Consider the following 25,398-nt stretch of genomic DNA (forward strand, 5'->3'; position numbering starts at 1 on the left):
ATGGCCGCTCAGTGCCAGGTCGCGTCCTGGTTGCGGATGCGGTCGGTGATGTAGCCCGGGACGTAGAACTTGTCGTAGTACGCCGCGTCCACGTTGTGCAGCTGGATCATGAAGTTGCACTGCATGGGGCTGAAGTTGACCGGGTAGCGGCCGTACTTCTCGACGTTGTGCCGGACGTCGCGCTTGACCGCCTCGATGGTCCAGTCCTCGTAGCGCAGCCGGGGGTTGCCCCGGAAGCTCTCCAACTGCTCCCGCTTGAAGGGCAGTTCGTCGAGCTCAGAGCCCGAGGCCCCGCCCTTGCCGAAGAAGTCGCCCTTCTTTCCGTAGCGGTAGGCGACCACCGCGTCGACGAGTTCGTCGATGCTGCTCCACCAGGGCGCGGGATAGCCCCAGCTCTCGAAGACGTCCTCGCGGCCGATCGAGTAGCGCTGGCCGTTGACCTCGTTGAACTTGAAGCCGAGCCCGTTCGCGATCTCCGGGAGACTGCCGAGCACCAGGTCCTCGGCGAAGCCGCAGAAGTTCCAGTAGCCGAGACCGAGCGCCTCGGCGGCCAGCTTGGCGTTGCCGATGGCGTGCCCGACGACGTAGTCGCTCGCCTGCAGGCACAGCTCCTCGAACTTCTTGTGCGGGTAGGGGAGCGTGAGGTTGGGGTGCTCGCGCAGGAAGTCCGCGCCGACGTTGGGCTCGCCGTCGTCGTCGACGATGTACCAGCCGGCCCACTCGTAGAAGGTGAGGAGCAGGTTGATCTGCTCGAGCGCGATCTCGCCGACCGGGATGATGACGGTGGTGCCGGGCTTGTTGAAGTTCCACTGCCAGGCGCCCATCAGCCGGTTCGGCACGCCCCAGGAGAGGTCGATGCGCCGGTCGGAGAGCTGGATGAGCCCGTCGCGGTACCACTGGAGGATCTTGTAGTAGTCGTCCGGGCCCTCGATCTCGACCGGCTTCTCGCGCTTGCGGGTGGGCTTCCAGAAGAACGTGCCGCGGTCGTTGACCAGGAAGAAGTGCACCTGCGAGTCGTTGCAGGGGCCGGGGATCGTCCGGCCGGCGACGCACAGGAACGTCGCCATGTCGACCCCGCACGGGAGGTCCATGACGATCTGGCCGTTCGGGCCGCCGGCCGCCCACAGGACCAGCGCCTCCTGGACCTCGGTCAGCGGCACCGGCTCGGCCTGGGACTTGTACTTGAACTCGCCCTCGGGCAGGAGCTGGGGCAGCCCGGTGGCCGGGTGGATCTCCTCCTCGCCCGTCTCGTAGGTGAAGCCGCGGCCGAACCGGCGGGTCCTCAGCTGCGACAGCAACTGGAACACCGGCGGGGTGTCCTCGAACGCGCGGGCCAGGTCCGCCTGCTCCTTGTCGGTGGGCTGGACCTTGCCGTTGCTCTTGACGTCGTAGGTGATCGCCGACATCTGACCGCCTCCTGCTGGGTGTTCGTGAACCGACGCGGTCCACGCTGAACCCGCTCTCTCGGCTGGAGGTAACGCCGGTCACAACGTCCGCTCAACGCGGGCGCGTTGACGGACGGTTGAGACGGCGTTGGGACAGGCGTGAGAGGCCCGGCGCAGGCTCTGCCCCATGGTGGTACACGCAGATCTCTCGCCCCGATTCCGCGACGCCATGGCGGCCTTCCCCTCGGGCGTCACGATCATGACGACGGTGGACCGGTGGGGACGGCCCTGGGGCTTCACCGCCAGCTCGTTCTGCTCGCTGTCGCTGGACCCGCCCCTGGTCCTGGTCTGCCTCGCCAAGACCGCCCGGTGCCACCCGGCCTTCCTCGAGAGCGAAGAGTGGACCATCCAGATCGTGGCCCCGCGCCATCTCTCCCTGGTGACGAGATTCGCCACCAGTGGCGCCGACAAGTTCGCCGGAGGCGAGTTCACCCCCGACGACCGGGGCGTTCCCTTCCTGCCGGACGCCCCGGTCACCCTGGCCTGCGTGGCCCATGCCCGCCACGACGGCGGCGATCACAGCATCCTGGTCGCCCGCGTCCACGATGTCACCGTCCTGGACGACCAGCCCCTGCTGTATTTCCGGCGCACTTTCCGGCCGCTGACACGTCTTTCGTGATTCTCGCAGGTCAGAGGCGCCCTGCGGGACAGCTCGAGGCTGGTTACGCTGGTGACAGACCGCTCGGCTCAACCGCTGTTGACGCGGTATCGGGAGAGCAGCGAGGTGGCGTCATGGCCCAGGCACCTGGCAGTCAGGCCGACGTGAGCGCAGTCCGCGAGTACGACGAGGTGCGCGAGGTGGTGCAGCTCTTCCTCGACGGCGAGGCGAAGGGCGACACCGCGAAGCTGAAGGAGGCCTCGCACCCGGACGCCCGGATGTTCGGCTCGGTCGCAGGTACCCGCTACGACATGCCTGTCGCGCAGTTCATCGAGCTGGCGGCGAAGGAACCGGGCGACACGGGCAGCCATCGCGCGCGCATCCTCTCGGTGCAGCAGACGGGCGACGCGGCCACGGCCGTGGTGGCCGAGGAGGGCTACTGGGGTTCGCTCTCCTTCATCGACTACTTCCAGCTCGCGCGCGTCGAGGGGACCTGGAAGGTGGTCAGCAAACTGTTCGCCCACACGTCCGGGGACGTGCCGCCGTCGACGTAGCCCACATGACGCCGTGCCCTGGCCGACCGGCCTGGTCGGCGGTGGCGGTCATGGTGTTCCTTCCGGTGCTCGGCATGACACGCTGTGTCCTCAACCGTGCGAACGCAGGAGGTCACCATGACTGCCGATTCTTCACCGCAGGACGGTCCGGAGCCGGCTGACGCCGAGCGCCCTCCTCTGGCGCCCGACGAGGAGGGCCAGTACGACCTCAAGCGCAAGTTCCGTGAGGCCCTCGCGCGCAAGCGCGGCGGGCAGACGGAGGGTGCCGCGCACACGGACGGGTCGAAGATCCGTGGCACGCACGGCCCGGCCGCGAACCAGCGGACGTTTCGGCGTAAGAGCGGGGGCTGATCAACAGCTCGTGATGCCGCGTGCGGGGCGTGGGCGCCAGGGTGGCGCCGACGGCCCGCACCGGCCCCGCTCCACGCCGACACGCCGATCGCCGTGGTGCGCCGCCGCACTCGTGCCAGTGCCGCCCCTGCCCCTCTCAGGACGCCTCCACCGCCGCCTTGATGCGTTGGCCGAACGCGGGCGCGTCCTTGCGTGCCGCACTCAGTGCGAAGCCCACCAGCAGCTTTCCGATGCCGTGGCCTTCGAGGACGTTGAAGATCCTCACCCTGGTCGTGCCCGGACCGGTGGACTCCAGGTCGTAGCCGCCCTCGTCCGCCGTGACGATGTTCTTCGAGATCTCCGCCCAGCGGATTCGGTGGGGAGCCTCGAATTCGGTGATCCGGAACTTCCGGCCCGTCTTCATGCCGGCGTCCTTGACCGTGCTCGTGAAGACCGTGCCCACGGCCGTCGGCCCCTCCGGATCCTTCGTGATCGCCTGGACCCGCGGGCTGAACTTGGGGTCGTTGGTGCCGTCGGAGAGGAAGGCGAAGACTTCCTCGATGGGGCGGTTGATCTCGGCTGTCGCCTCAAACTGACCGGCCACGGTTCCTCCTGTGCTCAGGTCGCTGGTGTTCCGGCTGAGTGCACGCTGCCTTGCCGAGCGTTTTCAGCCTATCGGCGCGATGCCACCCGTGCTCCTCGTCGGCCTTCAGCCGCTGGTCCCTTCGGGCCAGAGGACGAAGTCGGCGAACGCCCGGCGAGCGGGGCGGGGCCCGATCTCGTCCAGGGCCGCGCGCACGGCGTGCAGGTGGGCCGGGGTCATTTCGAGCGGGGGTTCGTCCGGCTGGTACGTGGTGCGGACCGGGTAGTCGACGCCGGGCTCGCGGGTCATCTCGATGTGGCAGCCCAGGACGTGGGTGACCGGACGGCGGTCGGCGAATGCGATCAGCCGGTCGATGGTCCGTGAGAAGGCCGGCCAGTCCTCGATGTACAGCCGTCCGCGGTAGACGGTGTCCCCCGTCAGCAGGAACCCGGTCCACGGGTCGTAGAAGGTGATCGCCGCAGCGTCATGGCCCGGAGTCGCGAGCGCTTCCAGCACCCGGCCCCCGAGGTCGAGAGGCCGCACCGCCTCCGGGTCGTCGGCGAACCCGAAGCAGGCCCAGGCCGCATCCCGGTCGCCACCCACCACGACCGTGTCCGGCCGGCCCAGGAACTGGCCGTCGCCCGCGACGTGATCGCCGTGCGAGTGCGTGTGGAGTACGACGAGGCCATAGGAGTCACGGGGGTTACGGGCCAGCCATGTCTCGACAAGGTCGTCGACGGTCCGGCGGACCGGAAAGAACTCCGGTGACGCCGTGGCACCCGTGTCGATCAGGACCGCCTGGCGCTCCCCGAACAACAGGTACAGGAACGGAGCCTCGTAGTTGATGGCCTTGTTCTGCCTCAGCACCACCGTGTGCCCGTCGTACCAGTGCACCTGAAGATCGGGGTCGGTGTTGTGCTTGGCCGACGGCGACCCGTGAATCCAGTCGACGCCCAGTGGCTCCGCGCTGAACTTCCGGACCCCGAGCTCGCCCGCACCGGACACGATGCCTCCCGCAGTGCGTCGTCTTGGCGGGCCGGGTACGGCGCACATCTCGTCCGGGAAGACACGCGCTCGCGTCTCCATCCGGGACGCTATCAGCGCACCTCGAGTACGGGCGAGCAGTTGCCCGGTAGGGGATCAGGGCGCCGTGAACAGCGTCGGGAAGCGGGGCGCGAGCCAGGGTTTGCGTCCCCAGGCGACCACTTGTCCCCGCCCGATGGCCCCCCACGGGTTGCGACGGCCCAGCGCGATGAGCAGGAAGGTCACGGGCTCGATCAGGATGGTGCAGTCCGGACGTTCCAGCGGCGTCGGGCTCACGTGCACGGCGCCGTCGCCCAGGCCGACGCCGAATGCCGCACCGCCCCGCAGACGGATTGCATAGCGGGCGGCCAGACCGGCGGTGGCGGCCGCGTCGACGACGCGCGGCATCACGGCGAGCATGAACGGCATGCACAGCCCGACCCGCTCGCGGTCGATCATGTGCGGGCGGTGCAGCGCGCGAGCGAGGTCGTAGCCGTGGCCCAGCATGTGCGTCAGCAGGTAGGACGCCAGCACGTGCCGGTCCATGGGGCCCAGAGGCGTGACCAGGGCCGAGCCGGCGGTGCTCTCGTCGCTCGCGGCCCGGCCGACGGCGTCGAGGAACACATCGGCCTGCTCCGTGATCATCGACGCCAGGGGCTGCGCCCCGCGCTCCCCGAAGGCGTCGAGGGACTGGGCGTTGGCCGCGGCCAGACTCTGCGGCGTGCCGTCTCCGTAGGGGCGTTCGCGCCCGGCTGCGAGGTCGGCCATCAGCTCGTTGGCCAGGGCCAGATGGGCGGCCGCCTCACCGAGCGTCCACTGCGAATCCGGTACGGGAAGCGTCGTGTCGGACGCGCTCTTCAACAGCGTGGCGATGTCACCCGCCGTCTCGCGTATCGCCCGTGCGAGCCGTTCCGGAAGCGGCCCGCGGATGTCCTGCTGCGCCGTAGGCTGCACGCCTTCTGGTCCCTCCCGCCTGACGCGCCCCTCGCGTATCCGGCGCGCCGTACCCAATCAGACGCGAGGACGTGCGACAAGCCCTCGCGCTCCACGGCGCTGCGGAGGGCCCTTGTCTGACGCTTCGTCAGTTCCCTGCTTTCTTCCCCGGCCTTCGTGGCTGTCATCGGTCCGCGCGGCCACGGGTCAACCACTCCGGGCACGTGCCGTTCAGGTCGCGAGGAACCAGAGCTGCTCGACGGCTTCGCCGCCCTCCCGCCGGGTGAAGGTGGCCGAACGCTTGCCCACCTCGCTGCCGCGGACGACGACACTCCGGTCGGGAGCGCGGATGCCCGCGAACGCCGACCGAAATGACGGCGCAGCCGGACACGGGGCTGCCGGATCCCGTGTCGTACGGTCTGATGTCGCGGCCGCCCACTGTCCGCAACGGATCTCACCGAACCCGGCGGTGCCGCCGGTACCGCCGAAAGATCTGAACCAATACCGGGAATCAGGCCGCGACGAGCTCCTGCTCGCGCTCCGGCGTCGTGACCTCGGGCTTCTTCTTGTTCGGCAGCGAGAGCCGGAAGACCTTGCGCCACGCGGAGAACACCTGCTTGGGCAGCGGCCCGGTGACGTACTCCAGCTCGTACTTCTCGAACAGCGCGCGCACCTTCACCGCGACCTCGGCGTACCGGTTGCTCGGCAGGTCCGGGAACAGGTGGTGCTCGATCTGGTGCGACAGGTTGCCGGTCATGAAGTGCATGGCCCTGCTGCCGCTGATGTTCGCCGAGCCCATCATCTGGCGCAGGTACCACTGGCCGCGCGTCTCGCCCTTGATCGACCGGCGCTCGAAGACCTGCACGCCCTCGGGGAAGTGCCCGCACATGATCACCGAGTGGGACCAGATGTTGCGGACCAGGTTCGCGGTGAACGTGGCGCCGAGCGTGGTGAGGAACGACGGGCCCGACAGCAGCGGGTGGATCACGTAGTCCTTGAGCACCTGCTTGCGGATCTTGCGGCCCACGGCCCTGGCCCGCGCGCGGAACTCCGGGTTCTTGCGGCGGCGCTTGTTCAGGTTCTTGCCCAGCTCCAGGTCGTACGCGGCGATGCCGTACTCGAAGAAGCAGGCGTTGATGAAGTTCCACAGCGGCTGGCCGAGGTGGAACGGGTGCCACTTCTGGTCCTCGTCGACGCGCATGATGCCGTAGCCGAGGTCGTTGTCCTTGCCGATCACGTTGGTGTACGTGTGGTGGAGCTCGTTGTGCGAGTGCTTCCACTGGTCGGACGGCGAGACGTGGTCCCACTCCCAGGTGGTCGAGTGGATCTTCGGGTCTCGCATCCAGTCCCACTGGCCGTGCAGGACGTTGTGGCCGATCTCCATGTTGTCCATGATCTTCGCCACGGACAGACCGGCGGTGCCGAGCAGCCACGCGGGCGGGAAGATCGAGAACAGCAGCACGCCCCTGCTGACCAGCTCGAGCGTGCGCTGCGCCGAGATGACCTTACGGATGTAGGCGGCGTCCTTCTCGCCGCGGCCGGCGATGACCTCGTCGCGGATCGCGTCCAGCTCGCGGCCGAGCTCCTCGATCTGCTCCGCGGTCAGGTGGGCGGTGGGGTCGATGGCGGTCAAGGTGCTCCTACCGTTCGATGTCGCAGGGGCCCGCCGCGGCGGACACGCAGGTCTGGATGAGGACGCCCGGCTCTGCCTCGGTGACCTCGCCGGTGCGCAGGTCGCGTACGGCGCCGGACTTGAGCGGCGTGACGCAGCCGAAGCAGATGCCCATGCGGCACCCGGAGGGCATGAGCACGCCGGCCTCCTCGCCGACGTCCAGCAACGGCGTGGCGCCGTCCGCGTCGACGGTCTTGCCGGTGGCGCTGAACGTGACCTCGCCGCCGTCGCCGGTGGCGACGACGCTGGGGCGGAAGCGTTCCGTGTGCAGGCGCTCTGGGACGCCGTGCTCGCTCCAGTGCTTCTCGGCGGCGTCGAGCAGGCCCGCGGGCCCGCAGGCCCAGGTCTCGCGCTCGGCCCAGTCGGGCACGAGTTCGTCGAGACGGGCGATGTCGAGCATGCCGTCCGTGTCGGTGTGCACCTCGATGAGCCGCAGCTTCTTGTCCGCGACCAGCTCGTGCAGTTCGTTGCGGAAGATCACGTCCTGCGGCTGTGGCGCGCAGTGGACCATGACGACGTCGTCGAACTCGGTGTCGCGCAGCATGCCCATCACCGGCGTGATGCCGCTGCCGGCCGTCAGGTAGAGCACCTTGGCGGGCTTGGCCTGCGGCAGCACGAAGTCACCGGTCGCCTGGTCGAGCTGGATCAGCGTGCCCGGTGTCGCCCTGCGGACCAGGTGGTTGCTGACCTTGCCGTCCGGGATCGCCTTCACGGTGATCGTGACGCGGCCGTCCTGGCGCTTTGTCGGTGAAGTGAGCGAGTACGCACGCCACAGGCGCACCCCGTCGACGTCGACGCCGATCCGCACGTACTGACCGGCCGTGTGGCCGCGCCAGCCCCGTCCCGGCCTGATCACGATGGTCGCGGCGTCACCCGTCTCGGGGTGCACGGCCTCGATGCGCCCACGCAGGTCGGCGCCCGCACGCAGCGGGCTGACCAGGTCGAGGTAGTCCGACGGCAGCAGCGGCGTCGTGACCATCTCCAGCAGCTTCCACGCCCTGCTGCGGAGGGCTGTACTCGTCATGGCTCCAGCTTGCTGCGCCTTGAGGCGTAAAGTCCTGACCGCAGGACGTGAATCTGGTCGGTGGAATTGTTCGCAGGGAATAAAAACGTGAGCCATGCAATCCGGAGGGTCAGCGAACTGGCCCTGGACGAGACAACGGTCACCGCACTTCGGGCCGCGCTGAAGACCACCGCCGACGAGGTCGTCCAGGCGATCATCGACGAGGTCCCTCCCTACGCCAACGCGCTGTCGGGCCATATGGGCGCCACCATCCGCCGAGCCGTCCGCACCGCGCTGGGGCACTACCTGGACCTCGCGAGCGGGAACGCCACGGGCGGCGACGCCGGTGACGCAGCCTACGAGCTGGGCCGCGGCGAGGTGCGCGACGGCCGCTCGATGGACGCCCTGCTCAGCGCCTACCGCGTCGGTGCCCGCGTGGCGTGGCGATGCCTGGCAGCGGGTGCCGTACCCGCAGGTCTGCCCGCCGCCGAGGTCGCCAAGTTCGCCGAGCTGACCTTCGCCTACATCGACGAGCTCTCGGCCGCGAGCGCCGCGGGCCACGCCGACGAACTGGCCGCCCGGGGCAGGGCCCACGAGCGCCACCTGGAACACCTGGCCCGCGACCTCCTCGCCGGCGCGAGCCCCGACGTGCTGCTGGCCTCCGCTCAACGGGCCGGGTGGCAGCCTCCGGTTTCGCTGACCGCGGTCCTGCTGCCCACCGCCCAGGCCCGGCCTGCCTATCGCACGCTCGACCCGAGCACCCTCGTCCTCGACGATCTGCCGGACGCCACCGGTGTGCTGCTCGTCCCCGATGCCGACCGATCACATCTCCTGCGGCAGCTGACCGACCGCACCGCCGTGGTCGGCCCGGCCCGGCCATGGGCTCGTGCGTCCGCCTCGTACGCACGAGCCGTACGGGCGCGCTCCCTCTCCTCTGATATTCGCGACACCGAGGACCACCTGCCCGAGCTGGTGCTGAGCGCCGACGTGGACGCGTTCGCAGACCTGCGTGCCCGAGCCCTCGCACCGTTGCGGACCTTGCCTGTCGCGACCGCACGGCGGCTGGAGGAGACGTTGCGGGCGTGGCTGCTGCACCAGGGCAGACGGGACGAGGTGGCGGCGGCGTTGTTCGTCCATCCCCAGACAGTCCGGTACCGGATGTCGCAACTGCGGGAGCTGTTTCCCGATCTCGCATCGCCACACCGGGTCCTCGAACTGACGCTGGCGGTCGGTCTCCGGGCCGGCTGACGCGTACTTCGACCGTCCACGACCGCGTCCGCGAGCGGCCCGGGAACCGTGCCTCGTTCTCGGTGCCATCAGCTGGCTCATGCGGCCCGGGAAGAGCGGTATGAGCCAGCTGAGACCCGGGCGTGCCAGGGCAGACGGGACGAGGCGGCGGCGCTGCGACGGCCCCGCGCCTTCCTTCCGACAGGTCAACCGGACCGACCGGGCCGGCCTGGCACACCGCGCGAGGGATGATGGGGATGGAATGACGGAACGTGAGGTCAGGAGCTTCCATGACGAAGCGGGTTCACCGACCCCGTGAGGACGCGGAGTTCAATTTCATCCTCGGGATGAGCGCAGTTCCGGTCCTCGCATACTTCACCGGGACATGGCCCAAGGCAATCGAGCCCTGCCGGGTGATGGACCTCGTCGTGGGTGGCATCGCCGACGACTACGCGGGCCGCCTGACGGCCGTCCGCGCCGACATCACGCGTTGTCCGGCCGCAACCGAGCGATACGGGATCACCGGAGCCCCGTCCTACGTCCTGCTCAAGAAGGGAGAGGTGGCGGCGCACGGAACGGGGCCGATGACCACCGCCGAGGTACGGAAGTTCCTGGACGGCCACCTCTGAGCGGCCGCTGCGGCACGTACGGCTCCTCGACGTGGCCCCCGACGGGAGCGCACGCATGATCGTTCGCGGTAGCGCCACCGCCGAGCCGGAGCCCCGGCGCAGGTCCATCTCGGACACCGGTTACCGGATGCGGCCGGGCCACCGCATCGCACTGTCGATCGCGAGCAGTGACTTCCCGAACCATCTTCCCAACTCCGGTACTGCTGACGACCCCTGGCTCACGCCTGCGTTCAAGCGGAGCACCCAGACCCTGCACGCAGGCCCCACAGACGGTTCCTGGCTCCGCCTCACCGGAAGAACCGAGCGACCAGGACGTACGAGCGCCTCACCATCCCTGCCAGAGGGCGTCGCGGCGAGCGTGGTGGGTGGCCGACGAAGGGCCGGGGTTGACCGCGCACGATGCCGCCCATGTCTTCGAGCGGTTCTTCCGCGTCGACCCCTCCCGCTCGCGGGCCCGCGGCGGCCACCTCGAACTCGACATCGCACCCGGCGAAGGCTGCACCTTCCGCCTCGTACTGCCCGGCGATCCGTCGGCGTGAGAAGGGGGCGAACACCACGGGCGCACCCGGAGCACCTGGCCCCGGATGCGCCCGCCGACGTACCGGCCTTGCAGCTACAGACCGTCGCGGACCATCGCGGCGACGATCTGGACGTGGCGGTCGGCCGCCGTGTTGGAGAACTCGTTCTCGTAGTTCAGGCCGTAGGGCCAGAAGTGGCCGCCGCCGGTGGACAGCGTGGCGCCCGAGCCGTCGAACTGCTTGACCAGCGCGGTGGCCTGCGCGCCGCGCCAAGTCCCCCCGCCGGCCAGGGTGTTCCAGCTGGCGTTGGTGCCCACGCCGATGGTGTGGGCCATCTCGTGCAGGGCGGTCCGCTCGGTCATGTAGCTGCGGTTGCTGCCGAAGCGGATGGTGCCGTTGTTGCTGCCGTCGGCGGTGCCCACGCCGGGGTCGTAGCGGACGGTGATGCTCTTGCCGAGGTCGCTGAGGTTGTTGTAGCGGGCGACCGCGGCGTTCATCGCCTTGGTGATCAGGTCGTACGCCGACTGCTGGTCCTGGGTCGGGTGGCTCGCCCGCTCCAGGGTCCAGGTGATGGTGGCCGCCGCCACCTGCTCCTGCGGCGCCGGGACCGTCTGCGGGGCGGCCTGGGCGATGCCCGGACCCGCCAGCAGGGCGGCCGCCAGCGCGGCGGCGGCCACTGTCTTTCGTGAACTCATGTGGGGGGTCCTCCTGTGGGGGTAGGAGTTCAACCGGTTCGGCTCACCGGGTGCGGTTGCCGATGGTGACGATGCCCAGGAGCCTCGGGCTGGTGGCGTTGTCGTAGACGACGTCGCCGCCGGACTTCTTCCAGATCCTGATGCGGAAGGTGTCCGGAGTTTCGGTGGCGGTGACGCGGAAGGCGTAGCCGCCGGTGCCGTTGACCGTGCCGGAGCCCTGATACACGGCCTGGGAGCCGGTGACCACGAGCCAGTCGGAGCCGGTGGAGCGGAACTGCAGCCTGGCCGGGCCGAGTTCGAGGGAGGCCTGGCCGGTGGGGGCGGTGGCTGCCTTCGGGTAGAACGCCGTGACGAGGAAGGCGGCCTTGCCCGTCAGGTCCGGCTTGGCGGGAAAGGCGCCGGCGGGGGAGATGAAGACACCGGTGCCGAACGCCGGTCCGGCGGAGCGGTCGTAGGCGATCAGTTCGGGGAGCGTCGTGCTGTCCGTGGCGCCGTCGTCGTCGGTGATCGTGATCACCGGGTGGCGGATGCCGGCCTTGGCGTAGGTGTGTGCGGCCCGGCAGCCGGCGGCGGTGACCGTGCCGGGCTGTGGGTTGCTGCCGTCCTTCCAGTCGACCGCGCAGGTGTGGGTGTCGTGCGCACCCGGGTCGGTGAACTCGGCTGTGACGACCGTGCGTTGGCCGACCGATACGGCGGACCGCGGCCCCTCGGCGGAGGTGATGGACGGCGCCGCGTTGGCCACCGTGACGGTTGTCGTGTCGCTGCTGAGGCCGCCGGTCAGGGTGACCGTGAAGGTGCCGTCGTCGGTGCAGGTGATCGTGGTCTTCGCCGCACCGGGGTCGGCGACGGTGCAGGGCGCTCCCTCCTCGACCGTCCAACTCGGGCTGCCCGCACCGGAGATGGTGCCGTTCAGCGCGATCGCGTCGCCTTCCGTCCCGCTGGCGTCCTCACCGGCGTGCACGACGGTCACCGGGTCGATGCTCGTCAGCGTGGGCGCGACCTTCTTGATCAGGCCGTCGGAGTCGAACTCCAGCTTGTCGATGGTGGTTTCGCGGTGCGTGCCGTCACCGCCGGGGATGGCGAAGCGGTGGTAGGCGATGTACCAGTCGTCGGTGTTCGGGACGTGGACGACGCTGTGGTGGCCGGTGCCCTTGATGCCGAGGGAGAGGTCCTTCGAGAGGATCACGCCCTGCTTGGTCCAGGGACCGGTGGGGGAGGGGCCGGTGGCGTACGCGACGCGGTAGTTCTCGTCGCGGGTGTCGTTCTCCGACCACATGAAGTAGTAGGTGCCCTTGCGCTTGATGACGAAGGAGCCCTCGTTGTAGCCGCTGGGGGTGATGTCCTTGACCTTCGAGGTGTCGATGGACGTCATGTCGTCGTTCAGAGGGGCCACATACGCATGCCCGTTGCCCCAGTAGAGATACGACTGCCCGTCGTCGTCCGTGAACACCGCCGGGTCGATCATCTGGCCGCTCATCTGGCCGGCCTTCAGCAGCGGCTGACCGAGCGCGTCCTTGAACGGGCCGGTCGGTGAGTCGGAGACGGCGACACCGATGTTGGCGTCGGCGCAGAAGTAGAAGTAGTACTTGCCGTCCTTCTCGGCGATCGTCGGCGCCCAGGCCCTGCTGTCCGCCCACGAGATGTCGGGACCGAGGTCGAGGATGACGCCGTGGTCCTTCCAGTGGACCAGGTCGGTGGAGGAGTACGCCTTGAACTGCGTGCCGCTCCATCCGTCGAAGCCGTCGGTGGTCGGGTAGAGGTAGAAGGTGTCGCCGAAGCGGACGATGTTCGGGTCGGCGTTGAGCCCCGGCACGACCGGGCTCTTCATGACGAGCGCGGAGACCGTCCAGGTGCGCTTCTTGCCGTCGGACCCGGTCACTTCGTACGACACCGGCTTGCTGAAGTCCTGGACGCTGCCCGAGGCCGGGCTGATCGCCGCGCCGTGCGCGAGGGTGAACTGCGGTGCCAGGGCGGTGAGATCGGTGCCTTCCTTCATCGGCAGCGTGATCCTGCTGTCGGCGTTGTCGACGATCGCGTCCACCTTCAGCCCGGACTCCGTGGCCTTCGCGATGCCCGCGGTGTTGCCGCTGAGCTCCATGACCTCCGCGGCCGACAGGGCCCGGTCGTAGATGCGGAAGTCGTCGACCTCGCCGCCGAAGTACGGGTCTGCCGAGTACAGGGAGCGGCCGATGTAGCCGCTGTAGTCCTTGTTCGCGTCGTACAGCTCGGACGGTTTGATGGTGGTCGTCGTGCGGGCCGCTTCGATGCCGTCGACGTAGAGGACCATCGTGCCGGTCGAGCCGTCGAGGGTGACGGTGACGTGCCGCCACTCGCCGGGCGTGAGCTGCGAGCCGGCCGTGAGCTTCGACTCCGCCGACCAACTCGCCTTCGTGATCGCCGAGTAGAGGCTGGAGCCGCCGTTGGAGGGTGTGGCGAACAGGTACTTGTTGCTGTCGGGCCCGAGCCCGAACAGCCACTGGAAGCTGTCGCCGCCCTTCCACTTCGCGTACGTCGACACGGTCACGCTGTCGGCGTTCTTCAGCACGCCGTTGGGGATCTTGACGTAGGGGGAGGTGGCGGAGTCGCCGGACATCTTGAAGGAGCCGTCGTGCACGCCGGTGCCGAAGTCGGGCGTACGAACATAGGTGCCGTGGTAGCCGTGGCCGCTGGAGTCGACCGCGATGTTGCCGGACGTCTCGTCGAAGGCGTAGTCCAGCAGCAGGTCGGCCGGGACGTCGGCTCCCTCCTCCGACACGGTGACCTCGGCCTGCACCGGGATCGCGGCGCCGTCCGGCAGGCTGCCGGTCACCGTGAAGGTGCCGGGCTGCGCGTACTTGGACTCCGGTACGTCGTCCCAGCTGACGGAGACCGGACGCTTGACGCCGTCGGCGTACGTGGCGATCACGGTGGCGGGCAGGACCGGCGCCTGACCGGTCTTGGTCTTCACCGTCACGTCCTGGACGCTCTCCACCAGCTGGTCGGGCTGGTAGGCGCGCAGCAGCCGGTCGTACTCGGCCTGGGTGACCGGCAGGACGGTGCCGTGGCGCGGCTTGGACGGGAGGTCGTAGTCGGTGACCGGGGTCCAGTTGCCGGAGTCGAGGTCGGTCGTCTCGAACGGGATGTAGCCGCGGCCGCCGAACTCGTCGAGGAAGGCGTACCACTTCTCCTCGGTGTTCGACTTGAACACCAACGGCCCCTCGGCGGCACTCATCGCGCCCTTGCCGATGCCCTCCGCGACCGCGGTCCAGGACGGGTTGAGGATCGAGTCGCTCTTCTCCTCGAAGATGAACTTGCTGTTGGGCGTGGAGGAGGTGTTGTTCCGTTCGTCCTTCGACAGCCGGTAGTAGGTGCCGTTGTTCTGGATCATCGTGGAGTCGATGACCGAGTAGCCGCGGTCGATCCAGACCTTGGGCTCGCTGAAGGTGTAGAAGTCGCGGGTGGTCGCGTACATCATGCGGTTGTACGTGTCGCCGGAGTGGTCGGCGTTGTCGTACAGCTTCGAGGCCCAGAAGACGACGTACTCGCCGAGCTTCGCGTCGTAGAACGCCTCCGGCGCCCAGGTGTTGCCCGCGCTGTCGGGGGAGATCTTGACCAGGCGCTGGTTGGTCCAGTGCACCAGGTCGGTGGACTCCCAGACCATGATGGACTTGCTGCCGGTGCGCTGGGCGGCGTCCCAGTCGCCGTTGCCGTAGATCCTGAGGTCGGTGGCGATCTGGTAGAACTTGTCGCCCTCGGGGGAGCGGATGATGAACGGGTCGCGCAGGCCCTTCTCGCCGAGCGTGGAGGTCAGGACCGGCTTGCCGTCGTTCAACTCCCGCCATTTCAGCGGGTCGTTGCCCTTGCTGAGCGCGGCGTAGAGTTGTTCGCCGTCCGCGGTGCCCTCGCCGGTGAAGTAGCTGAACATGTAGCCCTTGAGGGCTTGTGTCGCGGGGAGTTCGGGGACCTTCGCGGTGAAGGTGCGGGTGGTCCTCGCCTCGCCCTTGGTGACCGTGGCGGTCAACTCGACGGTGGTGGCGCCGTCGCCGTGCGCGGGGCGGTGGACGACGCCGTCGGCGGAGACGACGTCGGGGCGGGCGGAGGACCAGGTGACGTCGGTGCTGTAGGCGCCGGTCGCGGGGAGGGTCAGGTTGCCGCGTACGTCGTCGAGGTTGTGGATGCTCAGGGCCTGGGCGGCCTGCTCGGTGGCCGTCTGGTCGTCGAAGTCGGGCAGGACCGTGACGTCGAAGGTCCTGGTGTCGGTCACGGTGCCCTTCTTCAGGGTCGCCGTGAGGGTGGCATGGGCGTCGGGTTCGCCGGCGGCGGGGCGGGTGACCTTGCCGGAGTCGGACACGACGGCGGTGTTGTCGCTGGCCCAGCTGATCGAAGAGCCGCCCGCCGTGCCGGTCGTGGGCAGGTCGAGGTCGGCCGTGACCGCGCTGGTGTCGCCGAGGTTGAGTGCGGCCTTGTCGTCGGCGACGCCCTGTGTGTCGACGGGCAGGGCGAGTTGCTCGACCTCGGAGGAGTTCAGGGCCCGGTCGTAGATCCGGAAGTCGCGGATACGGCCCTTGAAGAGCTTGTCGCCGGAGTAGACCGACTTGCCTATGTAGTTGGCGGTGGTGGTGCCCGAGCCGATGGAGCCGGGAGTGATGGTGACCGAGGTGTTGCGGCCGACCTCGACGCCGTCCTCGTACAGCACACCGGTGTTGCCGGTCTGGGTGTAGGTGAGGTGTTTCCAGACCCCGCGGGTCAGGTTGTGCGAGTCGCCGGGCCTGGTGGTCTGCTCCGTCGACCAGTTGCCGGTCGCGATCGAGGTGCGCAGGGAGTTGCCGGTGGTGAAGAGGTAGCCGTTGCCGTTGCTGCCGCTGGAGTTGCCGAAGCCGTAGATGAAGTACGGGGTGGTCTGGGCGGAGTCGAGCAGCACGTCCGCCGAGACGGTGATCGAGTCCATGCCCTTCATGACGTTGTCCGGCACGTTGAGGTAGGTGTCGGAACCGTTGAAGGCGAGCCCCTGCCCGGCGGCCGACCAGTCGGCGGTGCCGCTCACCGTGGCGTCGCGGCCGTTGCCGGAGGCGTCGGTGACGGTGCTGCCGGAGGCCGCGTCGAGCTTGTACCAGAGGGCCAGTCCGTCGGTGACGTCCGCGGCGCCGGCCGCCTGCGCGGGCAGTACGGGTGCGGCGAGGCCGAGGAACAGCGACACGGAGGTCAGGGCGGCGAGGCGGCCCGCCCGGCGTCTCGCGCGGGTGCGCGGACGTGCGAGGTACGTCATGTGGGGATCCCTGCGGAGGCATGGCTGACGGGGGACAGGGCAAGGCAACGGGGCACAGCAAGGGAGAGCGAGCCGACAACGGGCGCCTTGGCCAAGGGCGCCCGGTCGTTGCGGCTGTGTGACGTCGTGTTGCGAGAGTGTCAATCGGGGCGTGGTGCAGCGTCAAGAGGTTTCGAACGATGTCCGACAGGCCGAACGCATTGCAGTCCTGGCCTCCAACAGCCGGAGATCCGTGCGATGTTGGAGGCCTTACCGTGGGGCGACGGCATCGGACGGGGGCGGGATCAGCGGTGGACGAGGACGAGTGGCTGCGCCGGCACGGGTTGCACCCTGACCCCCAGGGGCTCGACGAAGTGCGCCAACTGCTTCGGCAACAGACCGAGTTCGAGCGGGAGGCCCAGGGCCGAGGCGACACCGAGCTGATGAAGCTGTGCTGCGTCCAGCTCTTCAACGCCGCCGTCCTCGACGACGTCCCGCTCATCTGGCAGGCGAAGTCGGCCGGCATGGATGCCGATGCCTCGATCGACATCCAGCTGCTGTGCGGAGGCGGGCTTGCCGCCACCAAGGCCCATATGGCGTCCGACCCGTCGGAGACCGGCAAGGCCGCGCTCCGACGTCTGGTCGCCTGCGAAGCAGCCGGCGACTTCGACGACTTCTCCGTCGCCCGGCAGGCTTCCTTCTACGCCTCCTACTACGCGTAGCCGCGCAGCGCCGACGCGCGCCTGTCAGTGGCCGGTGGCAGGCTGAAGTCGTACGGGATTCGTGAAAGGGGGCCCACCCGTGATCACTACCGACTTCGCTCCTGGTTCTCCCTGTTGGCTCGACCTCGGCGCTCCCGACGTCCAGGCGGCCGCGGCCTTCTACGGCGCCGTGCTCGGCTGGGACTTCGAGTCCATGGGGGAGGGGATGGAAGGGGGGATGTTCCGCAAGGACGGCAAGATCGTCGCCGGGCTGGGCAAGCTCACCGAGGAGGGTGCCCGGTCCGCCTGGATGATCTACTTCTGCGTCGACGACGCCGGCGCCACGACACAGGCCGTGGAGCGCGCGGGCGGCACGGTACGGGTGGCGCCGAGGGACTTCGGCGACGACGGCCAGATGGCGCAGTACAGCGACCCGCAGGGGGGCCAGTTCGCCGTCTGGCGGCCCGGGAAGATCACCGGTTTCGAGCTGGCGGACCAGCCCGGCTCGCTGTCCTGGACCGAGCTGTACACCACCGATGCCGCGGCCGCGAAGGAGTTCTACGGCGGCGTCTTCGGCTGGCAGTTCGGCGACATGCCGATGCCCGGCGGCGGGGGAGCCTACACCCTCATCACTCCGGCCGAACTCCCCGAGGACCGTATGCACGGCGGCCTCATGCAGGTCGCCCCCGAGGACCTCTCCCTTGCGAACGGACGGTCGTACTGGCACCCGGTCTTCGCGGTCACCGACTGTGACGCAGCGGTCGCCAGCGTCACCGAGAACGGCGGCAGTGTGCAGATGGGTCCGGCGGACATGGAGGGGGTGGGCAGGCTGGCCGTCTGTCTCGACCCGTCGAACGCGGACTTCGTGGTGCTCGCCCCGGCCGAAGGCTGAACGGGCGCAGAACGCGGAGCGGAGCTTCCCGGCGTCAGTGCCAGCCGAAGCGCCGGTCCACCACGGCCGCGAACTCCTCCAGCGTCACCACCGCGTCCCCGTTCAAATCGGCGGCGTCGAACAGGGCGGAGGAGGAGTCGGCGTCTCCCAGGGCCCAGAACGGCAGATCCCCGTCCGCGGCGAGCGTCGGGCCCTTCGTCCGCAGGGCGATGATCACCTCGTCGCGCGTCAGGGTCCCGCTGTGGTCGAGGTCGAGAGCCTCGAACAACTTGCGGGCCTTTTCACTCATCGTGTCCCCCTTGGTCCTTTCAACGGCGGACAGGTCCACCTGCCTCGCTCGCGAACTCATGAACGAAAACGCCTCTCCCGTCACCCTGGTTCCCTACAAGGCCCGGGCGACCAGAAGGGCGACGTCGTCGTGGTCGTCGGGATGGCGCAGGCCGTAGAGCAGGAGGTCGCAGGTTTCCTCCAGAGGGCGGTGGGGCTCGTCGAGGAAACCGAGCAGGACGTTCAGACGGTCGTCGATGGGGTGGTGGCGGGTCTCGACGAGACCGTCGGTGTAGAGGACCAGCAGGTCACCGGGGTCGAGGCGGGTCGTGATGGTCTCGAAGGGGATGCCGCCGACGCCGAGCGGGGCACCGGGCGGCAGGTCGAGCAGTTCGGGGGCGCGGTCCGGGCCGGACAGTGCGGGCGGCATGTGGCCCGCGTTGGCGATGCGGCACAGCCTGGTGCGCGGGTCGTACACCGCGTAGAGGCAGGTGACGATGTAGTGCTCCAGGTCGCAGGTGATCTTGTCGAGGTGCTGGAGCACATCGCCGGGTTCGAGGTCGAGGTCCGCGTAGGCGCAGGTGGCGGTGCGCAGCCGGCCCATGGTGGCGGCCGCGTCGATGCCGTTGCCCATGACGTCCCCGACGACCAGGGCGGTCTTGTCGTCGTCGAGCGGGATGACGTCGTACCAGTCGCCGCCGACCTCGCTGGTGGCCTGGGCGGGCTGGTAGCGGGAGGCGAGTTCGAGGCCGGCGTGGCTGGGCGGGTGGTCGGGCAGCAGGCTGCGCTGCAGGGTGAGGGAGGTGTTGCGCACGCTCTGGAACCAGCGGGCGTTGTCGATGGCCACGGCCGCGCGGCCGGCCAGCTCGCTCGCGAGGACGACGTCGTCCTGGTCGAACGGGAGCGGGTTGCGGGTGCGCTTGAGGTCGAGGGCGCCGAGGATCTCGCCGTGGGCGATCAGCGGCACGGCGAGATACGAGTGGACGCCGGCCCGGGCCAGCAGCGAGCCGGCCTCGGCGTCCCGGGCGATGCGCGGCAGATCGTGGTCGCCGACGTGCCGCACCAGGACCGGCCGCCCGGTGTGGACGCACAGTGTGACCAGGCGGTCCCCGTCGTAGGCCGCGAGGCCGCCGGGCGGGTCGGCGGCGCGCAGTGCCTCGGTCGGATGGGCGGCCTTGAGCGCGAGGGCGCGGAAGAGCTCGGGGCCGTTGTCGGGTCTGCGTGAGCGGCGGCAGGCCAGGGCGGAGTCGAGGACGTCCACGGCGACCACGTCGGCGAGCTGGGGCACCGCGATCTCGGCCAGCTCACGGGCCGTCTCCTCCACCTCCAGTGTGGTGCCGACCCGCACGGAGGCGTCGGCGATCAGGGCGAGGCGGCGCCGGGCCCGGTCGGCCTCGGAGGCCGCGCGGTGGCGTTCGGTGACGTCGACGACCGAGGCGGCGGCGCCCAGGACCCGCCCGCCGGGGTCCTCCAGGCGGTAGAAGGACAGCGACCAGGCATGCTCGTGCTCGGGGTCGGCCGGCGGTCGGCCCACGTGGTACTGGTCGAGCAGCGGAGTGCCGGTGGTCAGCACCTGACGCAGTGCGGACTCGATGGTGTCGACGTCCGGAAGGGGCAGGGTCTCCCTGAGGCCACGGCCCACGTGGTCCTCGGCCGGGATGCCGTCGATGCGCGCCAGCGCCGGGTTGACCAGCAGATACCGCAGATCGGGGTCGAGGAGCGCCAGACCGATCGGCGACTGGTTGATCAGCCGCTCGCACAGGGCCAGGTCGGTCTCGACGCGCTGGAGCAGGGAGTGGTCGGCCGCGATGCCCAGGGCGTAGACGTCCCCGAGATCGTCCTGGAGGCGCATGTTGCGGAACTCCATCACCCGGGTGCTGCCGTCCTTGTGCCGGATGGGGAAGGCGCCGGCCCAGCTGCGGCCGGTCTCCAGCACCTCCGTGAACAGCCTGACCACCGCCTTCAGGTGCTCGGGGTGGATGAACAGCCGGGCCGCGTACTTGCCGAGCGCCTCCGGCGCGCTGTACCCGAACAGCTCCTCGGCCTGCGGCGTCCAGAACACGATGCGCCCGTCGGCGTCGACGACCATCGCGGCCACGCTCAGGACATCCAGCAGCCCGGTCGGCGGGGACGCCTGGACGGCCTGCACATCACCTTCGGACGGGAAGGACTCGCCGCCCTCGGACCGGAAGGTCTCGGCACCGTCGGGCAGGACGGATCGGGCACCTTCGGGCCGCGAGGACTCGGGACCTTCGGGCCGCGAGGACGCGTCACCTTCCGTCTGGGAGGATTCGGCTGTCATCCCGGAACCACCTCCACCGTTCCGCGGGATCCGGTTACCCGGCCGACGCCGCCGCACACCGGGTTCCGACCAGCGGTACTTCCATGGTCCCTCCGGTCCGGGGAGGGCGGAAGCGCTGCGAGTCACGGCCGCGGATGCCGCCGGTCCCGTGCGCATCGGCCGGTCAAGCAGGAACATGGTCGTGTACAGCACCGACCCGGATGGCACCCATGGATCCTGCGCGAGAAGAGCCCGACGGGCCCATGCCCGCGGGTCCGCGCGATCTCCTCGACGCGTCCACGGACGCGGCGGCGATCGTGACCGCGAAGGGCGTGGTGGCCGGCTGGACGCGCGGCGCCGAGACACTGCTCGGCTGGCCGGCGTCCGAGGTCGTCGGCGGCTCCGCCGCGCTGCTGGTGGCGCTGCCCGGGGACCCGGCGCGGGTGGTCGGCGTGGCGGAGCGGTGCCGCGCCGGAATGGGGTGGAACGGCCGGATCCCCGTACGACGCCGCGACGGCCGCACCCTCGACGTCGACCTGCGGGTCTCCGCGTCGTTCCGGATGGGCGGTGACGAGTGCTTCCTGCTGTCGGCGCGGGAACAGCGCCGGCAGTGGACGGTCGGCCAGTCCGTGCTCGACGGGTTCCTGACCCGCTCCCCGGTCGGCATGGCGGTGATGGACCTCGAGCTGCGCTACGTGTGGCTGAACGACACCCTCGAACGCTTCGGCGGAGTGCCCCGCGAACAGCGGCTGGGGCGCCGGCTGAGCGAGCTGCTGCCCGGGCTGCAGGCGGCCACCATCGAGGGACTGATGCGCAAGGTCCTCGACACCGGAGAGCCGGTCCTCGACTACGAGTACCTGGGGTGGAGCTGGGCCGATCCGCACCGCCAGCACGCCTACTCCACGTCCTTCTTCCCCCTGGTGGATGCCGACGACTCCGTCTCCGGGGTCTGCTACATGGTCCAGGACGTCACCGAGCGCTGGACCGCCCGCCGGCTCCTGTCGCTGGTCAACGAGGCCGGGGCCTGCGTCGGCACCACCCTGGACGTGATGGTCACGGCCCAGGAACTCGCCGACTTCGCCGTTCCGCGGTTCGCGGACTTCGTCGTCGTAGACCTCCTGGAGCCCGTTCTCAGTACCGAAGGGCACGGTGCGTGGCTGACGGATGCGGGACCGGCTGGGGCCAGGCCGGAGATGCGCCGCGCCGGGATGAGTTCGGTGCGGGAGGGGTGCCCGGAGGCCGTGGCCCGGATCGGGGACCGGGTGGACTTCCTCCCACCGTCGCACGACGTGCACCTGCTCATCGACGGCGAGCCGATCCTCACCCCCGTGCTCGACCCGTCCGACGAGCTGTGGGTCGCCGAACAGCCCGAACGGGCAGAGCGGATCCGGGAGTTCGGCCTGCACTCCCTCATCTGCGTACCGATGCGGGCCCGCAACACCGTCCTGGGCCTGACCACTTTCGTTCGGTCGCTCAATCCCGTTCCGTTCCAGCCCGACGACGTCCTGCTGGCCCGGGAGGTGGTGGCGCGGGCGGCGCTGTGCGTCGACAACGCCCGCCGCTACACCCGCGAGCACACGGCGGCCGTCACCCTCCAGCGCAGCCTGCTGCCCCAGGCCATCACGGGCGGGACGGCGCTGGAGGTGGCCTCCGCGTATCTGCCGGCGGACCCGACGGGCGGGGTGGGCGGCGACTGGTTCGACGTGCTCCCGCTGTCCGGGGCCCGGGTGGGTCTCGTCGTCGGCGACGTCGTGGGGCACGGCATCACCGCCGCGGCGGCCATGGGCCGGCTGCGCACCGCGGTGCAGACCCTCGCCGACATGGAGCTGCCCCCCGACGAACTGCTGGCCCACCTCGACGACCTCGTGCTGCGGCTGAGCGCCGAGAAGACCGACGACGAGGCGGCCGAGCGCAGCACGACCGCCTTCCTCGGGGCGACCTGCCTGTACGCCGTCTACGACCCGGTCACCGGGCGCTGCACGATGGCCCGGGCCGGCCACCCGCCGCCCGTCGTCATCGCCCCCGACGGGACCGTGTCCTTCCCGGAGCCCCCGGCCGGACCGCCGCTCGGCCTGGGCGGGATGGCGTTCGAGTGCGCCGAGATCGAGCTCGCCGAGAACAGCCTGCTCGGCCTCTACACCGATGGCCTCATCGTGGGCGCCGACGGCGACATGGAGCGGGGCATGTCCCGGCTCGGCGACGTGCTCGCCGCATCCGGCGCCGACCTCAACAGCCTGTGCACCTCCGCGGTGCGGCAGCTCGTGCCCGAACCACAGCCCGACGACATCGCCCTCCTCCTGGCGCGCACCCACGCCCTGGGCGCCGACCGGGTCGCCTCCTGGGACGTGCCGGTCGACCCGTCCGCCGTGGCCGACATCCGGGCCCGGGCCACCCACCAGGTGGAGGCCTGGGGTCTGGAGGAGCTGGCCATGACGACGGAGCTGGTCGTGAGCGAGCTGGTCACCAACGCGATCCGCTACGCCGAACCGCCCATTCGCCTACGACTGCTCCGCGACGCCCGCCTGACCTGCGAGGTCGCCGACGCCAGCAGCACGGCCCCGCGCCTGAGGCACGCCCGCAGCACGGACGAAGGCGGCCGCGGCCTCTTCCTCGTGGCCCAGCTGACCGACCGCTGGGGGGCCCGCTACACGGCCGAGGGGAAGATCATCTGGGCGGAGCAGGAGATCCCGTAAGGCCGACAGGCATCGGCCGCGTTCACGAACCGCCGACTTCGCCGTCGAACTCGCCGCCGAATCCCGGATGTTGAGACCCAATACGGGCGAACTCGCCGAGCGCACCCAGGACGTGACGATCACCGCGGGCGCCTTCACCACGCTGCACACCCATCACCATCACCGGCGACCCCTCCACCGCCACACCGCCGTCTGGCGCATCGGCGACTGGAACGGCACCCCGGCCCGGCTTCAAGAACGCCTCCCTCGTCACCTACGCCCACCCCTCCGACTCCCACGCGGCCACCTGGACCGCCGACACCTACGTCATCGGCAGCTCGCCCCAATCGGCCTGGCCCGCCTACCAGTTCAAGGAGATCAACAAGGGTCTGCCGGTCTCCTTCACCCTCACCGCCGCCAGCGGTTCGGCGGGCGGCGGGGGGATACCTCAGCCCCGGCTACGGGTTCGACGCGCTCGATCTGCTCTGACGACATGGCCGATCGGCCGCTGGGTTTCTGGTGCCCGGCGGCCGATGATCGGGTGTACCCGCGAAAAGTCGACCAACTCCCTTAAACTCAAGTGGAATTACTCATTCCGGATTACTTCCGGCCGGATTACTCCCGAGGTGGTAGCGCGCATGTCTCACACACCGTCACGACGCACCGTCCTGCGTGGTCTCACGGTCACGGGGGCGGCGGTGGTCGGCTTCGATCCGGCCACCCGGAGCTGGGCCGTGACCGGAGGTGGGTCCGGCCGGGGCCTGGCCGGCATTCCCCGGCTGGACGGGACGCTCGTCACGGACGAGTCGTCACTCGCGGAGGCCTCCGACGACTTCGGCCACATCGTGCACCGCCGGCCCCTCGCCGTCCTGCGCCCCGGGTCGGTCCGCGACGTCGTCGCCATGGTCCGGTTCTGCAACCAGCACCGCCTGCAGGTCGCACCGCGCGGTCAGGGCCACGCCACCTTCGGGCAGGCACAGGTGAAGGACGGTCTGGTCATCGAGACGGCGACCCTCGCGGACATCGGCCCCCTGGGGCCGGACCGCACCACCGTCGCCGTCGGCGCCGGCGTCAGATGGAGCGAGGTGGCCAAGGCCGCGATCCCCCACGGCCTGACCCCGCCCGTCTTCACCGACTACCTCGAACTCTCCGTCGGCGGCACCCTGTCCGTGGGCGGCCTCGGCGGCCAGACCCACCGGCACGGCGCCCAGGTCGACAACGTCACCGAACTCCAGGTCGTCACCGGGGCCGGCGAACTCGTGCGCTGCTCCCCGTCCCGCCGCCCCGACCTCTTCCACGCGGTCCTGGCCGGCCTCGGCCAGTGCGCCGTCATCGTCGGCGCCACCCTCCGCCTGGTGCCCGCGCCCGAGACCGTACGCCACTACCTCCTGCCCTACGACGACCTGGAGACCTTCCTCGAGGACCAGCGCACCCTCGTCCAGGAGGGCCGCTTCGACTACGTCGAGGGCCAGGTCTCGGCCGACTCCGACGGAGCGTTCAGCATCTACACGCTGGAGGCGGTGGCCTACGGCCCGCCGGTCGGCCCCACCCCCGACGACACGCTCCTGCTGCGCGGCATGCGCCACGACCCGTCCGGCGTCCAGGCCTCCGACCTCGCCTACTACGACTTCCTCGACCGGCTGGCCCCCGCCGTGGCCGCCCTGAAGGAGGCGGGCCTCTGGACGTACGCGCACCCCTGGCTCAACCTCCTGCTCCCCGGAGAGTCCACTCGGGCCCTCACGGCAGAGGCGCTGGACGCCCTGACCCCCGCCGACTTGGGCCCGGGCGTCGTCCTCGTCTACCCGATCCTCCGCGCCCGCCTCACCACACCCCTGCTGCGCACCCCTGCCGACACCGTGCCGTACCTCTTCGCCGTCCTGCGCGCGACCCCGCCCGACGACACGGCCACCGTCGACCGCCTCCTGGCCGCCAACCGCTCCGCCTACGAAGCCACCGCAGCGGCAGGCGGCACCCAGTACCCGGTCGGCAGCATCCCCTTCACCCACGCGGACTGGCGAACCCACTTCGGCTCGGCCTGGCCAGGGCTCGAAGCGGCGAAGCGCACGTACGACCCACGCGGGATCCTGGTCCCGGGCCAGGGCATCTTCTAGCCCTGCGGGCCGTCGCCACCGATGCTTCGACGCCGGTGGC

The 25,398-nt window shown here is 69.9% G+C and carries 21 protein-coding genes, 1 pseudogene and 1 riboswitch; of the genes and pseudogenes, 11 read left to right on the forward strand and 11 right to left on the reverse strand.

The features are described 5' to 3' along the window. Nucleotides 1-8: 8 nt before the first annotated feature. On the reverse strand, nt 9-1,406 hold the full coding sequence (locus ABZ880_RS29735; RefSeq protein ID WP_361268691.1) for a hypothetical protein: 1,398 nt from the start codon (nt 1,404-1,406) through the stop codon (nt 9-11). Nucleotides 1,407-1,572: 166 nt separating this feature from the next. On the opposite strand from ABZ880_RS29735, the gene ABZ880_RS29740 reads away from it, so the two are divergent. From ABZ880_RS29740 to ABZ880_RS29750, 3 genes are all read left to right on the forward strand, one after another. Continuing rightward, the gene (locus tag ABZ880_RS29740) at nt 1,573-2,064 is read left to right on the forward strand and encodes a flavin reductase family protein (protein ID WP_361268694.1); all 492 of its coding nucleotides are present in this window, start codon (nt 1,573-1,575) and stop codon (nt 2,062-2,064) included. A gap of 113 nt (nt 2,065-2,177) precedes the next feature. Continuing rightward, the gene (locus ABZ880_RS29745) at nt 2,178-2,597 is read left to right on the forward strand and encodes a nuclear transport factor 2 family protein (protein WP_361268697.1); all 420 of its coding nucleotides are present in this window, start codon (nt 2,178-2,180) and stop codon (nt 2,595-2,597) included. A gap of 117 nt (nt 2,598-2,714) precedes the next feature. Then, entirely contained in the window at nt 2,715-2,948 is a 234-nt protein-coding gene (locus ABZ880_RS29750; protein WP_361268699.1) for a DUF5302 domain-containing protein, read from the forward strand. A 136-nt stretch (nt 2,949-3,084) separates the two neighbouring features. Here ABZ880_RS29750 and ABZ880_RS29755 read toward each other — a convergent pair whose 3' ends face one another. The 5 genes from ABZ880_RS29755 to ABZ880_RS29775 all read right to left on the reverse strand — a co-directional run bounded on the left by ABZ880_RS29755 (nt 3,085) and on the right by ABZ880_RS29775 (nt 8,162). Continuing rightward, nucleotides 3,085-3,531: an SRPBCC family protein gene (locus ABZ880_RS29755; RefSeq protein WP_361268702.1), complete on the reverse strand. Its 447-nt coding sequence runs from the start codon at nt 3,529-3,531 to the stop codon at nt 3,085-3,087. Between the two features lie 105 nt (nt 3,532-3,636). After that, nucleotides 3,637-4,515, reverse strand: a complete 879-nt coding sequence (locus ABZ880_RS29760) for an MBL fold metallo-hydrolase (protein ID WP_361268705.1) — start codon at nt 4,513-4,515, stop codon at nt 3,637-3,639. A 12-nt stretch (nt 4,516-4,527) separates the two neighbouring features. Then, nucleotides 4,528-4,596, reverse strand: a riboswitch (guanidine-III (ykkC-III) riboswitch). A 54-nt stretch (nt 4,597-4,650) separates the two neighbouring features. After that, nucleotides 4,651-5,487: a maleylpyruvate isomerase family mycothiol-dependent enzyme gene (locus ABZ880_RS29765; protein WP_361268708.1), complete on the reverse strand. Its 837-nt coding sequence runs from the start codon at nt 5,485-5,487 to the stop codon at nt 4,651-4,653. 490 nt (nt 5,488-5,977) lie between these two features. Continuing rightward, nucleotides 5,978-7,099: an acyl-CoA desaturase gene (locus ABZ880_RS29770; protein WP_361268711.1), complete on the reverse strand. Its 1,122-nt coding sequence runs from the start codon at nt 7,097-7,099 to the stop codon at nt 5,978-5,980. Nucleotides 7,100-7,106: 7 nt separating this feature from the next. After that, complete coding sequence (locus ABZ880_RS29775) at nt 7,107-8,162, reverse strand: ferredoxin reductase (protein WP_361268714.1); 1,056 nt, start codon at nt 8,160-8,162, stop codon at nt 7,107-7,109. An 87-nt stretch (nt 8,163-8,249) separates the two neighbouring features. Here ABZ880_RS29775 and ABZ880_RS29780 point away from each other — a divergent pair, with 87 nt between their 5' ends. The 4 genes and pseudogenes from ABZ880_RS29780 (at nt 8,250) to ABZ880_RS29795 (ending at nt 10,536) form a co-directional block, all read left to right on the forward strand. Continuing rightward, nucleotides 8,250-9,389: a helix-turn-helix domain-containing protein gene (locus tag ABZ880_RS29780; protein ID WP_361268717.1), complete on the forward strand. Its 1,140-nt coding sequence runs from the start codon at nt 8,250-8,252 to the stop codon at nt 9,387-9,389. A 269-nt stretch (nt 9,390-9,658) separates the two neighbouring features. Further along, nucleotides 9,659-9,997 (forward strand): thioredoxin domain-containing protein, encoded by a 339-nt coding sequence (locus tag ABZ880_RS29785; RefSeq protein ID WP_361268720.1) that lies wholly within the window; start codon nt 9,659-9,661, stop codon nt 9,995-9,997. Nucleotides 9,998-10,004: 7 nt separating this feature from the next. Further along, a pseudogene (locus ABZ880_RS29790) lies at nt 10,005-10,262 on the forward strand (CocE/NonD family hydrolase C-terminal non-catalytic domain-containing protein); the annotation flags it as partial. Between the two features lie 121 nt (nt 10,263-10,383). Then, nucleotides 10,384-10,536 (forward strand): hypothetical protein, encoded by a 153-nt coding sequence (locus ABZ880_RS29795; protein WP_361268722.1) that lies wholly within the window; start codon nt 10,384-10,386, stop codon nt 10,534-10,536. Nucleotides 10,537-10,610: 74 nt separating this feature from the next. On the opposite strand, the gene ABZ880_RS29800 is transcribed toward ABZ880_RS29795, so the two are convergent. Both ABZ880_RS29800 and ABZ880_RS29805 read right to left on the reverse strand, forming a co-directional pair. Beyond that, a complete protein-coding gene (locus ABZ880_RS29800) occupies nt 10,611-11,210 on the reverse strand; it encodes a hypothetical protein (protein WP_361268725.1) in 600 nt (199 codons plus the stop codon). A 43-nt stretch (nt 11,211-11,253) separates the two neighbouring features. Then, the gene (locus tag ABZ880_RS29805) at nt 11,254-16,455 is read right to left on the reverse strand and encodes a family 43 glycosylhydrolase (RefSeq protein ID WP_361268728.1); all 5,202 of its coding nucleotides are present in this window, start codon (nt 16,453-16,455) and stop codon (nt 11,254-11,256) included. A 290-nt stretch (nt 16,456-16,745) separates the two neighbouring features. Here ABZ880_RS29805 and ABZ880_RS29810 point away from each other — a divergent pair, with 290 nt between their 5' ends. Both ABZ880_RS29810 and ABZ880_RS29815 read left to right on the forward strand, forming a co-directional pair. Further along, on the forward strand, nt 16,746-17,156 hold the full coding sequence (locus ABZ880_RS29810) for a hypothetical protein (RefSeq protein WP_361268730.1): 411 nt from the start codon (nt 16,746-16,748) through the stop codon (nt 17,154-17,156). A 79-nt stretch (nt 17,157-17,235) separates the two neighbouring features. Continuing rightward, entirely contained in the window at nt 17,236-18,027 is a 792-nt protein-coding gene (locus ABZ880_RS29815; RefSeq protein WP_361268733.1) for a VOC family protein, read from the forward strand. A gap of 34 nt (nt 18,028-18,061) precedes the next feature. Here the strand turns inward: ABZ880_RS29815 and ABZ880_RS29820 are convergent, their stop codons facing one another. Beyond that, on the reverse strand, nt 18,062-18,316 hold the full coding sequence (locus ABZ880_RS29820) for an EF-hand domain-containing protein (RefSeq protein WP_361268736.1): 255 nt from the start codon (nt 18,314-18,316) through the stop codon (nt 18,062-18,064). A gap of 93 nt (nt 18,317-18,409) precedes the next feature. Next, on the reverse strand, nt 18,410-20,596 hold the full coding sequence (locus ABZ880_RS29825; protein ID WP_361268739.1) for a SpoIIE family protein phosphatase: 2,187 nt from the start codon (nt 20,594-20,596) through the stop codon (nt 18,410-18,412). Nucleotides 20,597-20,805: 209 nt separating this feature from the next. Here ABZ880_RS29825 and ABZ880_RS29830 point away from each other — a divergent pair, with 209 nt between their 5' ends. Then, nucleotides 20,806-23,268, forward strand: a complete 2,463-nt coding sequence (locus ABZ880_RS29830; protein WP_361268742.1) for a SpoIIE family protein phosphatase — start codon at nt 20,806-20,808, stop codon at nt 23,266-23,268. A 22-nt stretch (nt 23,269-23,290) separates the two neighbouring features. On the opposite strand, the gene ABZ880_RS29835 is transcribed toward ABZ880_RS29830, so the two are convergent. Then, complete coding sequence (locus ABZ880_RS29835) at nt 23,291-23,503, reverse strand: hypothetical protein (protein ID WP_361268745.1); 213 nt, start codon at nt 23,501-23,503, stop codon at nt 23,291-23,293. Between the two features lie 382 nt (nt 23,504-23,885). Between ABZ880_RS29835 and ABZ880_RS29840 the strand changes: the two genes are divergently transcribed. Continuing rightward, the gene (locus ABZ880_RS29840; RefSeq protein WP_361268748.1) at nt 23,886-25,358 is read left to right on the forward strand and encodes an FAD-binding protein; all 1,473 of its coding nucleotides are present in this window, start codon (nt 23,886-23,888) and stop codon (nt 25,356-25,358) included. Nucleotides 25,359-25,398: the final 40 nt, after the last annotated feature.

Origin of the sequence: Streptomyces sp. NPDC047043, assembly GCF_040644055.1 — a bacterium.
GTDB lineage: Bacteria > Actinomycetota > Actinomycetes > Streptomycetales > Streptomycetaceae > Streptomyces.